Source organism: Sphingobacterium sp. BS-2, from assembly GCF_046161205.1.
GTDB lineage: Bacteria > Bacteroidota > Bacteroidia > Sphingobacteriales > Sphingobacteriaceae > Sphingobacterium > Sphingobacterium mizutaii.
The window spans coordinates 494,016-506,413 of the sequence record NZ_JBIXGO010000021.1 but is presented as its reverse complement, the minus strand read 5'-3'; the positions used below and the strand labels follow the sequence as shown (position 1 = coordinate 506,413).

The following is a 12,398-nucleotide window of genomic DNA, read 5'->3' as shown; positions in this document are numbered from 1 at the left end:
AAAGCCCAGGGTGATCCCCGAAGTCGACGGGAGAGAAAATACATCCTCCCCTAAAACAAAGTCAACTGTGGTTCAGTAACTCTAAAGGTCTTTCTATGGTGAGGTGTCAATCCCATTTTTAAGACGGCTTGTCTATGTTTTATGGTCGGATAACCTTTATTCTGCATCCAATCATACTCAGGATAATCATTCGCAATGTTTTCCATATACTCATCCCGATAGGTCTTCGCTAAGATAGAAGCTGCTGCAATGGACAGGTACTTGCCATCGCCCTTAACGATGCATGAATGGGGAACATTAGGATAAGGAATAAACTTATTGCCATCAATGATCAGGAAGCCGGGCTTCACGCCCAGCATATCCAAGGCTTTGTGCATGGCTAGGTAAGAAGCTTTATGGATATTGATTTTATCAATCTCTTCAGCCGACACACTCGCAACTGCATAAGCCATGGCTTCATTCTCGATGACAGGCCTTAATTCCATGCGCTTTTTCTCAGATAGCTTCTTTGAATCATTCAATACCGGATTACAGTAATCTGCCGGAAATATCACTGCCGCCGCAAATACCGGCCCCGCCAAACACCCACGCCCAGCCTCATCACATCCCGCCTCTATAAAATCCTGCTGAAAAGTCGATAGTAATGTAATTGAATTCATGCTGTAAAGGTAGTATTTAGTAATTAGTATTTAGTACTTAGATGGGGCCAACGCCGATAGATTAATCGTTTGGAAAACAAGAAAACAATGCCAAAATCATTGAAACCCTGACTGAAGATAGAGTCTAAATACTAAATTCTTTATACTAAATTCTCTCCAATTAAATGTAACAACTCCGTGATTAACCTCGTTTTACACTAATTTACACTTCTTGTGTTTTTCTTTGCTATGTATTCGGGAATATAATTTTTTTTCTTATACTGCTGGTAAATACAAGATTACTTGAATTGTATGAAAAGGAATATCATTATTGCCATTCTAATTTTTGCTAGTTCAACCCTGTTGGCGCAGAAGAAAAAAGACCGATATGCTATTTTACCCACTTTCCAAATCCAGGTCGACGGAGACCTCAAGGAATGGGAAAATCAGCTATCTGTGATAGGTCAAGATTCCAGCTGGAGTTTTGCTGTTACAAACGACGCTAACTATCTGTACACCGCAGTTCAAATCAAGAACCTTGCCTTGCAACAGGAAGCAGCTCGAAATGGTATCATCGTGAATATCAACCCTGAAGGAAAAAAGAAAGATGGGGCTATTTTAGTCTTTCCGATTCCAGACAGCGAGTCAGTCAGAGCCATGGTAAACGACGAAAACCTCCCGAATATGAATGTTCGCGAAGAGTTGATCAAGCGAAGCAGGGGTTATGGTGTGAAGGGTTTTGCTCGGATTGTAGATGGTAGGCTGTCATTCGATAACACGTATGGCGTGCTGGCATTAGCAAAATTGATGGACAATGATGTTTTGGTTTATGAATCAAAAATTCCGATTCAGGCAATTGGTATCAAGGATCTAAAAGGTCCAATTGCTATCCAAATCATGATTAACAATAGATTTACCATATTACAGAAAACTATCAAGAGCAGACCTGACCCCAGGGGATCGATGTACGGTCGATACAGCCCGACGGTTAAAAGTCCGTATAAGACCAATATTGATGCTTGGGTCTTAGGGACGCTGAACTAGAATTAGTTTAATTGATATATGGATAGATTATTGAAAGCCTTGTTATGCTTATGCTTCATGGCGATGGGAATTACCGTGTACGGTCAATCTGGCCGTATTGTATCTGGGATGCTTCGGGATACCGAATCAAGACCCATATCGGGGGCATCAGTGCGGTTGATGACTGCTACTGATACCATAGCAACCAGCTCCACCAATGCCGGTTTCTATACCTTTGAAAATGTTAAAGCCACAAAATTTAAGATCAGGGTGAGCAGCTTAGGTTTCTCTCCTTTTGAAAAGGAAGTGGATTTTCCTGCAGGGCAAGAGGAAATCCAAATCCCTAGTTTTGAATTGGCTGTCAATGAAAACCAAATCGAAGAAGTAGTTATCCAAGGTGTACTGACTGTGCAGGTTAAGGGCGATACGGTAGAATATTCTACCAAAGACCTCAAACTTCGTGAAGGATCGGTTGCTGAAGATGCCCTAAAGAAATTGCAGGGGGTAGAAGTTGACAAGGACGGGAATGTAACTGCACAGGGTGAAACCGTTACCAAAGTGAGGATCAACGGAAAAGACTTCTTCGGTGGAGACGTGAAAACCGCTACACAAAACCTTCCAGCTAATATTATCGAGAAAATTCAAGTCGTTGATGACTATGGTGACATGGCTAATGTGACCGGAAATAAATCAGGCGATTCGGAAAAGATCATCAATATCCAGATCGACCCTAAATACAATAAGGGATTTATGACCACGCTCCGTGCAGGATATGGTACGGACGATCGCTACCAAGCCACGGGTATGTGGATGGGGATGACCAATAAAACCCAAGTCTCCATATTAGGTAACCTTAACAACGTGAATGCTTCCCTGTTTGACTTCCGGACCATCGGTGGTGGAGCAAGGATGCGTCAAGGGGGTGGTGGGCGCCCAGGTGGTGGCGGCGGAATGTTTGGAGGCGCATCTGGTATAACCGATGTTGGGTCAATCGGGGTCAATATCCGTCATGATTTCTCTGAAACCTTGAAAGTATATGGTAGTTACTCTTATGGCAGGGATGACAATACAACCCTGACCAACAGTTTGACGAGCTATAACATGGGTTCAGATGGCGATAATCTGGAACAACGTTCAGACTCTACAGCTAATAATATAGTTTCAAGCCATCGTTTTGAAGCAAATTTAGAATGGAATATTTCGGATAAAGATTATATTAAACTTACTCCACAATTAGGTTTTTCTGGGACGAAATCAAATTCACATTCCGTAGGGAATTGGTTTGATTTTGTGAACGATAGGGAAACCAATGACAATAGGGTAGAAAGCGGAAACTTGGACGCGCCTAGGTTTGGGGTCAGTGGTCTATACAATAGAAAGTTAAGCGATAAAGGAAGGAACTTCTTCATGAACTTCAATTATGATAATGCCGCTACAACCCAAGATTATCAAGGTGTATTGGATCGCTTAATCGAAGATCCGAACAACGCCAATACAGCCATGGTGGAAATCTATGAACAAACTATCCGTGAAGTCAACAATAAAAGCTGGAATGCTGGGGCTAGTGTATCTTATCTAGAACCGATTTCCCAAAATGGAAAAATTGAGATCCAGTACGACTTCAATAAAAATAATTACGACAATAAACAGAATCAGGATGCCTTTGATGAAGAAGGAAACGCTTTGCCTAATTTAGACGATCGAATCCTTAATTATCATTATGATCAGGATTATTCCTTTACCACCCATAGAATCGGAGCAAATTATGCTTTTGAAAACGATAAGGTGAAATACTCCATCGGTGCTGCTGTTCAACCTTCTTTATTAAAAGGTACGACCTCAAGTAGTGATGACAATGCGATTATCGATCGATCTAACCTAAACTGGATGCCGATCGCAAGGTTTGAGTATAAATTCTCCAGACAAAAGAATTTGAGTGTCAATTATTCTGGCTCGTCGACGGAGCCCAATATCAATCAGATTCTTCCTTATGCAGTCGGAAATTCATCAACCAATGTAGTATATGGTAACCCGAACCTGAATCCTGAATTCAGACATAGAATGATGTTGAGGTACCGTGGTGGTGATTTCCAAAAAGGGAATACCTTCTTTGCCATGATTAATGGTAACTTGACTTCAGATAAGATCGTGAGCTTCGTAAAACGTGAAAACAACCCTACAGGTGGTGTGATTTCGGAGACTAGGTACCTGAATGAAGCCGATCCGGTTTATAACTTGAGTTCATTCTACCACTTCGGAAAATCTCTAAAGGAAAAAACCTATAACTTGATGTTGATGGGAAGTGTGAACTTCAACAAGAACATTGCCTATACGGCCAGAGAGTTGAGTGCCACCGAAGGGATGAAGAATATTACGAACAACTGGGTATTTATGCAAGGCCTGTTTTTCCGATACAATCCTTCTGAAAACTTTGAATTGAATCCAGGGGTAAGATATTCATATAACTATAGCAGAAGCTCCTTAGGCAATTTTAACAATAACGTTTCCTCTTGGACACCTACCGTGATCGGTTCGGTGAACATCACGCCAACCACAATTTTCGGTGCAGACCTTTCCAAGACATTCAATAACGGTTATGGACCATTGACAAATGCTAATCCATTTATCATCAACACCTATATTGAACAAAAACTATTGAAAGACCAACGCGGAACCATCCGTTTCCAAGCATTCGATTTATTGAATGAGCAAACCAACCTTTCAAGAACCGTTCAAGAAAACATGACCATCGACAGGCAAACAAACCGCCTTGGTCGTTACTTTATGCTAACATTCACCTTCAAACTCCAAAAATTCTCTGGCATAGCCCCAACCGACAACGACGGCATGCCTCCCGGAATGAGAAGGCCTAGGATGTAGTAAATTAGATTTGAGTATTGAGATATAAGATTTGAGAAAAGGGCTCAAAATCTTGTTTAAAGATTATTTCAAACATATAAGGTCAGTGATTTTCCCTGACCTTTTTTTGAACAAGATATTTATACCTCCTTGATTATTAATATATATTGATTTCCCATCTGCTTTTGCCGCTTTATCGTCCTCTCATATCTCACGTCTCACATCTCAATACTATTCCCTACCTTTGTCATTCAATTTTTCTATATGGATCATAAGATATTCCAACTTGATAACGGGTTGCGAGTTTTGTTTCAGCCCCATTCCTCTTCCATTACGCATATTTGTTTGATTGTGGATGCCGGATCTAGGCATGAGGAGTTCGGTAAGTTTGGAACGGCCCACTTTATTGAGCACTTGTTATTCAAGCGTACGGAACGCAGGAGCACCAATCAGATCTTAAACCGATTGGAATCCGTTGGGGGCGACTTAAACGCCTATACGACCAAGGAATATACTTGTATCCATGCTTCCTTTTTAAATCCTTATCTGGAAAGGGCATTGGACCTATTTGAAGATATCTTATTCCACTCGGTATTTCCGGAGGAGGAAATGGATAAGGAAAAAGAGGTGATCCTAGATGAGATGGCCTCTTACCTAGATAGTCCTGAGGAGTCCATCATGGATGATTTCGAAGATCAGGTTTTCAAGAACACCGGACTTGGTCACAATATCCTAGGTCTGGAAGATGATTTAAAGGCCATTGAGCAAGACGATATCAAACGTTTCATCGACCAACATTATGATGCTTCCAAGATCGTAATTGCCATCTCTGGTAATTATTCAGATAAAAAGGTACTTAAGATAGCGGATAAATGCTTTGGCAATCCAAATAACCATCAGTGGACACATGAAGCCGAAGACCTGGTCAAGCCAGAGGTTGCCATGATAGAAAAAGAAAGGCCCATCAATCAGGCCCATGTGGTTTTAGGCGGACCCGCTTTTGGAATCCATGATGACAGAAAAACAGGACTTTTATTATTGAACAATCTATTAGGGGGCTATGGAATGTCCAATATCCTGAACCTTAATATCCGTGAGAAATACGGCATTGCCTATACCATTGAATCCAACTACAGTCTTTATTCGGACACTGGCCTATTCAGTATCTATTTTGGTACGGATGCTGAAAAAGTGGATAAAACCTTAAAACTGATTTATAAGGAATTGACTAAACTAAAAGAACAGGCATTAAGTGCACAAGCGTTGGAAAAGGCGAAGGATAAATTCAAGGGACAGATAGCACTCGCTGAGGAAAATAGGATGAGCCTGTTGATCGCCGAGGCAAAGAACATCTTAGATTATAATCGTGTGGTTGGTCTTCCAGAAGTTTTCGATAAAATTGATTTGGTAAGCTCCAAAGAGATTTTAGATATAGCAAATGAGGTTTTCAGTAAAGAAAATCTTTCATCTCTTTCTTTTCTACCCGAAGATTAAGTATATTTTTGTTGAATTAAACTAATGCATATGAAAACAGCATATATTTTTCCTGGCCAAGGTGCACAATTTGTGGGCATGGGTAAGGACTTATACGACTCAAACGAAGAATCAAAGGCTTTATTCGAAAAAGCCAATGAAATTTTAGGCTTCCGTATCACCGACATCATGTTCAATGGTACCGAAGAGGACCTGAAACAAACTAAAGTAACCCAACCATCCATCTTTTTGCATTCTGTGATTTTAGCAAAGGCCTTGGGCGATAGCTTTCAGCCAGCGATGGTTGCAGGACACTCCTTAGGTGAATTCTCTGCGTTGGTCTCTGCTGGAGCACTATCTTTTGAAGATGGATTGAAATTGGTTTCTAAACGTGCTAATGCCATGCAAAAAGCTACGGAATTGCAACCGGGAACTATGGCTGCTATCTTAGGATTGGACGATGTAATTGTAGAGGAGGTTTGTGAACAAGTTGATGATATAGTTGTTGCAGCTAATTACAACTGCCCAGGACAATTGGTTATTTCAGGATCTGTTTCTGGCGTTGACAAAGCTTGCGAAAAACTATTGAAAGCCGGTGCTAAACGTGCATTAAAGTTAAATGTAGGTGGTGCATTCCACTCTCCCTTGATGGAGGCAGCAAAACAGGAATTGGAAGCTGCTATCTTGGATGTTGAAATCCAGGTTCCGGTCTGTCCTATTTACCAGAACTACGATGCCTTGCCATATCAAGATCCTACAGCGATAAAAGACAATCTTATAGCCCAATTGACTGGCGCAGTACGTTGGACACAGTCTGTAGAGACCATGCTAGCAGATGGTGCTGAAAGTTTCGTAGAGGTCGGTCCGGGGAACGTACTTCAGGGTTTGGTTAAGAAGGTTGACCGTCAGATTCCGACCTCTTCTGCGACAACAGCACAGTAAAATAACCCCTTATTCTTTAGAGGGGATGGAGCGATGGGCGGACTTCCCACAAATGGGTCCGCCCCGCTGTCCAGCCTGCCTAGGCTTCTGTTTCCGGCTTTTTAAATCTGGGGTAACGCTTAAATCCGTAAGTCCGGCCGTACTTCATCTCAGATGCGCCATAAACAATGGCACGTCGACTCTCCAAAAAGGGCTCATATATGATGCCCAGAAAACCATATTTTCAGCATTCGCCCTTTCAGGTCCTAGAGTTAACAACGGTTCCCCCTAAATAAGATAACCATCATGACAGCTATTATCTCGGTTTCCCATTTATGACGGTTTGGTTCGTTTTTCCGGCCGTCGCCCATGCAACAGGCAAGTATCCATTGCGAAAAACCAGATCTCAACAATCGCAATTTCTCTAAAAAATTTTTATTATTCAGGATGATTAGATAAAAGGAATCAAATAGGAACTTTCACACAACACATCAATTTTCCCGTTTTTTGGCTTTTAATTAGAAAAAGCCTGGCGGACGCACAAAAGTCCTAATAATTCTCTCCCAACCAAATGTCCTTGAAACTGTTCACTACCTATACATGAACCTATATAAGGTTGAAAATTTTAAATATGGAAGAACAAGTTCGAACTAAAAAGGTCTTTCTTACGGGTGGGACATCCGGGATAGGCAGGGCCACAGCCCTGTTGCTGGCCAAAATGGGATATAGGGTGTTTATCGTAGGGAGAGATAGCGCTAAGATGCACGACGTCCTCAGGGATGCAGAACAGAGGGGACTGGGAAGATGGATTACCCCAATTGTCCATGATCTGAGCAGAATGCAGGTAACAAAGGAACTATTGGACGACATTTGGCAGGAACACGGTCCCTTTGAAATATTGGTGAACAACGCTGGCATGGGATTCGGCGGAGTTGTCGGGGTGGAAATCCGGGAAATCAACCACATGATAGAAACAAACCTGGTCGCCTATATGCACCTTTCCGGTTTCTTTGCCCAACGGATGATGGACAATGGACTAGAAGGTGATATCCTTAATATAGGCTCTATGAGCTCTGATACCCGCGATGCCGGGAGTTCAGGGTACGTAGCCAGCAAGGCGGGTATCCAGGGTTTCACTGAAGCGCTCCGAAAGGAGGTGAACCCATACAATATCCGCGTAGCCCTGATCGAGCCCGGATCAGTGAGCACCGATATGCAGCCCCAGACACCCCAGGAGAAAAGAGAGCTCCAAAATAAGGGCGAAATGCTGGATGCCCAAGACATTGCAGACCTGATTGCCTACATCCTGCAAATGGACCGACGGATTTCAGTTGCGGAGGTGAAAATTAAACCGTTAAAGCAATTGATCTAGGAACCTTACCGAATTTAACACCGTATACAACATGAAAAGAAACTTTTGGTATAAAAACAGCCTGTCCATCGTTTTCATAAGCCTGTTCTTTCTTTCATTCGCTGCGCAGGTCTTTTTCGGCTGGAGGGAACTCCTTTCTGAATACCAGGACAAAGGGCAGTCCCTGCCCTTTACGGAGTATCTGAGAAGTGGACACTTTATTTCGGCAACCTTTGAAAATTTCCAGAGTGAATTCCTACAAATGGCCCTATATGTGATCCTCACCATTTTCCTGCGGCAGATCGGTTCGGCCGAATCAAAGAAAATCGAGGGAAAAGAGGAGGTCGACCGGGAACCTGGAAATCGGCCCGGTGCCCCCAACGTGGTCAAAAAGGGTGGCTGGAGATTGGTTGTCTATAAAAATTCACTCTCAATTGCCTTTATTTTACTTTTTCTTTTTTCCTGGGTCCTGCACCTTTATGGCAGCTACAAGGGAAAAATGGAGGAAAATGCCCTTGAGGGAAAGCCAATTATCGGCCTGAACGAATATTTGGGTGAGCCCACGTTCTGGTTTGAGACCTTCCAGAATTGGCAAAGTGAGTTCTTGTCCGTAGCATCTATTGTTATTTTGACCATTTTCCTTAGACAAAAGGGATCCCCAGAGTCCAAACCGGTGGACAGTGCACACCTGGAAACGGGCAAATAATGTGCTGCCTGGGGCCTATGATAGGTTTAAAATTGTTGCTTAGTTTTTTACGGCCCTATCCATATGGCATGGTACCAGTATGCTGGGTCAACTGTAGATGGACGATTGTTCCATCCAGCCCCCTGAAATCTGGCATGCAAATCCTTCTCACATAAAAATGAACTGTTTTGGATTTTACCTGTTCTATGGGTGATATATTTATAACAATTTTAAAAACAAAAATCATGGTACAGAAGAAAGGAAATGGCGAGATGCCCAATGGACATTTACACGAACTTTTTGTAGACGAGCTTAGGGATATACTTGGCGCAGAGCGCCAGTTGTTAAAAGGTCTCAAAAAATTGAAAGATGCTGCCAAGGGGGAAAATCTGCGCAAGGCTTTTCAGGCACATTACGAACAGACAGAAGGTCACATTGACAGGTTGAAAACAGTATTCGAACATGTTGGTCTCACTGCACGAGGTAAGAAATGCAAGGCAATGGAGGGGCTGCTGTCCGAGGCAGAGGAAATCATAGAAGAATTCCAGGACAGCCCCGAAGTATTGGACGCAGCGCTGATTGCGGCCGCCCAGAAGGTCGAGCATTATGAAATCGCCAGTTATGGCTGCCTTGTTACCTATGCGAACCTTATGGGCCACAAGGAGGCAAAGGAAACATTGGGTATGACCCTGGCGGAAGAAAAAGAAACAGATGCCCTGTTGACAGATATTGCAATGAAAGAAGCAAATTCTTAATCATTCTGAGCATACCAAACATGACCGTCTTCTCATCAGTCCCTTTTTGCGGCAGAACCGGGTCCCGTTGTTTTGAGGACCCAATTGATTTAAATATACAATTTGATATCATCGCCATAGGTGCGGGTATTACCAGTGAGAGTACGGCCATGCCCTTTCAGAGAAAAAGGAAAAAAACTTCTTGCTAATTGAAAGCAACCGGGTCGGGTTCGGAACCACCGCTGGTACCACTGCCCATCGAAAATCACCACGGGATTTGACGGCACTGAAAGGAAATCTTGAGGTTGGGGAACGTTTCCTTTTGGACAGGGAAGGGACAAGGAAACTGACTGTGCAGGCCGGCCTAACCCTCGGAGCAGGCGGGGTGGTAGAGTTTTTGGCGAGCGGATCGGTTTTGAAAGAACCATCAAGGGACTTCTTTGGCAGTCAATCCGGTCTGTAGCGGTGCCGGATGCATCGCCAAAGAGCCGTGCGGAGGATGGTTGTGACTCTCTTGCCATGGTGCACAGTACGACGTTCAAGGCGTGGCACAGTACCGAAAAAATCTAGTAAGATGGTGGCACAATATTACGGATTTCCCGAAATAATAATTACCACCGGCCTTCGTGGTGCCACGGCCTGGGGATGTAGAAGGTAGGTGACTGAAAATATACCTCGAGAGCGATGCAAAGGACAATTAGTACATCTACTCATGCCTTCTTGGATTACCTAGCTTCTGTTACCTTGTTAGGAGGTCCATGGATTTTTGGTTTTCAGCATGAACCTATGGCCAAAACCATAAGCCTCCTTTCGGGGGCGACCATAGCTATGGTCTCATTCTTTACGTATTTTGAAGGTGGTGTCGTGAGATTCCTACCTATGCGGATCCATTTGTCCCTAGACGCACTGTTAGGCCTGTCTCTCATAGCGGTTCCCATGATGTTCAATATTTCGGACCCTGGCAGGTCTTTCATCATAACAATGGGGGCATTGAACTTCGCTGGAGCCGTGTCCACTTGGCCAAGTCCACCGAAAGACCTTATCAAGTAATGCACCAAAGGGAAGGTGCTTCTTGGGGCAAGGTTGTCCAGAGGCACAAAACAATGTTTTATGGAATTAATAGAAAATATTTTTGCAGGAGATTTGGAAGGTGGTTTCCTTCTTGAAATTTTCTTGAGAACAATCGTGATGTTCTTGTTGGTCTTAATTGTGCTCCGTTTGTCTGGCAGGCGCGGGGTCCGGCAATTGACCCTCTTTGAGATGGCCATCATTATCAGCCTGGGATCAGCCGCGGGGGATCCGATGTTCCAGGAAGACTTACCAATCTTTTATGCCATTGTTGTCTTTATATGTGTTATATTGGTTTATAAATTGATCATATGGCTGGCATACAGATCTGAGAAGTTAACACATCTATTGGAGGGGAAAGTCCTGCCCGTAGTAAAAAATGGAGAATTCGACATAAAGCACGAAAAAGACAATAATTTTTCACAAATGGAATTTTTTTCAGAACTCAGAAATTTAAATATAGAACATTTGGGTCAGGTTAAGGAAGCCGTTTTAGAAATTGATGGAACTCTTAGCGTTCTGTTTTATCCCGAGGATCAGGTCAGATATGGCCTTCCATTATTCCCTTCCTTATTTAAATCAGTGGATGTGTCTAAAGGACAAGGACCTTTTGCATGTATGTATTGCGGCCATGTCGTATCTGATTTTGCAAATGATTCTGAGTCATGCCAAAGATGTAAAAATAAACAGTGGAGTAAAGCCATTAACACCAAGCGAGTCTGACTTCGGAACAACCTTACTTAGCCGGAATATTCATGCATAACTTCTTCATTTCGATATTTATCTGGCTATGGGTTGCATTCCCAATAGCCGGGCTGTTCCATGAAGTCCCTCTACAGATCCCCAAGTAAAAGACTGGTAATGATGGTCGAGGACCATTCTTATGATTACCGCAATTTTGAGGACATTATTCCTTATGGAAGTTATGGTGGCGGGCCAGTGATCATCGGGATTGGATAATCTAATCAGGTCAGGTTACAAAAAATTAAACTTGAAATGGGAAGGTTGCGAGTTATTAATCTGAAGAAAGCGATAGAACGGTTCATAAAAAATAACTAATGTAGGGTTTAAAACTACCACACGAAGGATCATGGAACTAAATAAAGAAATAATTCAAAGTATCGGTAAGCTCCTCGATAAAAAAACTGTTGCAACTGCCGAAAGCGTAACTGCTGGACTGCTTCAGTTTATGCTTTCGCAGATTTTAAATGCTTCAGATAATTTTAGAGGAGGGATTACAGCCTATACCCTGGAAGAAAAGGTAATTCTGTTAGGAATTGATGAGGGGGAAGCCAGAAAGTGCGATTGTGTTTCTTCACAGATCGCAGAACATATGGCATTGCAAGCATCACGAATCTTCAATACTGATTTTGGCATTGGTGTTACCGGCTATGCAACTCCAGTTAAAGAATCCGATTTTCAGCTATATGCGCACTTTGCTATATCATTTAAGATGCAGATAATAGTTTCCGAAAAAGCAGAGCTGCAGCCAGCTTTCATTGGATCAAGAGCTCAGCAGGAATATAGTGAAATCATTGCTAGGGCCTTCGAAAACGTGCTGGAGTCTAAGAAAGATACCCTTTGAAGAATATAATTAGTACAAGAACATTTGGAAGTGTAAGTCCTAATCGTAATTCTGGACCGAT

General features: G+C 42.7%; 11 protein-coding genes. 10 read left to right on the top strand and 1 reads right to left on the bottom strand.

Features of this window, described 5'->3' with window-relative positions:
* Positions 1–50: 50 nt before the first annotated feature.
* Complete coding sequence (locus tag ACK2WI_RS18330; protein ID WP_409151901.1) at positions 51–659, bottom strand: ribonuclease HII; 609 nt, start codon at positions 657–659, stop codon at positions 51–53.
* Between the two features lie 291 nt (positions 660–950).
* Here ACK2WI_RS18330 and ACK2WI_RS18325 point away from each other — a divergent pair, with 291 nt between their 5' ends.
* The 10 genes from ACK2WI_RS18325 to ACK2WI_RS18280 all read left to right on the top strand — a co-directional run bounded on the left by ACK2WI_RS18325 (position 951) and on the right by ACK2WI_RS18280 (position 12,337).
* Complete coding sequence (locus tag ACK2WI_RS18325) at positions 951–1,682, top strand: hypothetical protein (RefSeq protein ID WP_409151900.1); 732 nt, start codon at positions 951–953, stop codon at positions 1,680–1,682.
* Positions 1,683–1,700: 18 nt separating this feature from the next.
* Entirely contained in the window at positions 1,701–4,541 is a 2,841-nt protein-coding gene (locus tag ACK2WI_RS18320; RefSeq protein ID WP_409151899.1) for an outer membrane beta-barrel protein, read from the top strand.
* A gap of 243 nt (positions 4,542–4,784) precedes the next feature.
* The gene (locus ACK2WI_RS18315) at positions 4,785–6,014 is read left to right on the top strand and encodes a M16 family metallopeptidase (RefSeq protein WP_409151898.1); all 1,230 of its coding nucleotides are present in this window, start codon (positions 4,785–4,787) and stop codon (positions 6,012–6,014) included.
* A gap of 30 nt (positions 6,015–6,044) precedes the next feature.
* Positions 6,045–6,935 (top strand): ACP S-malonyltransferase, encoded by an 891-nt coding sequence (gene fabD, locus ACK2WI_RS18310; RefSeq protein ID WP_409151897.1) that lies wholly within the window; start codon positions 6,045–6,047, stop codon positions 6,933–6,935.
* Positions 6,936–7,530: 595 nt separating this feature from the next.
* On the top strand, positions 7,531–8,286 hold the full coding sequence (locus tag ACK2WI_RS18305) for an SDR family oxidoreductase (protein ID WP_409151896.1): 756 nt from the start codon (positions 7,531–7,533) through the stop codon (positions 8,284–8,286).
* Positions 8,287–8,317: 31 nt separating this feature from the next.
* Positions 8,318–8,971 (top strand): DUF6766 family protein, encoded by a 654-nt coding sequence (locus ACK2WI_RS18300; protein WP_409151895.1) that lies wholly within the window; start codon positions 8,318–8,320, stop codon positions 8,969–8,971.
* Between the two features lie 224 nt (positions 8,972–9,195).
* Positions 9,196–9,705, top strand: coding sequence for a ferritin-like domain-containing protein (locus ACK2WI_RS18295; protein WP_409151894.1), 510 nt, complete (start codon positions 9,196–9,198; stop codon positions 9,703–9,705).
* 663 nt (positions 9,706–10,368) lie between these two features.
* Positions 10,369–10,734, top strand: coding sequence for a hypothetical protein (locus tag ACK2WI_RS18290; protein WP_409151893.1), 366 nt, complete (start codon positions 10,369–10,371; stop codon positions 10,732–10,734).
* A gap of 60 nt (positions 10,735–10,794) precedes the next feature.
* On the top strand, positions 10,795–11,475 hold the full coding sequence (locus ACK2WI_RS18285; protein WP_409151892.1) for a DUF421 domain-containing protein: 681 nt from the start codon (positions 10,795–10,797) through the stop codon (positions 11,473–11,475).
* A 367-nt stretch (positions 11,476–11,842) separates the two neighbouring features.
* A complete protein-coding gene (locus ACK2WI_RS18280) occupies positions 11,843–12,337 on the top strand; it encodes a CinA family protein (protein ID WP_409151891.1) in 495 nt (164 codons plus the stop codon).
* Positions 12,338–12,398: the final 61 nt, after the last annotated feature.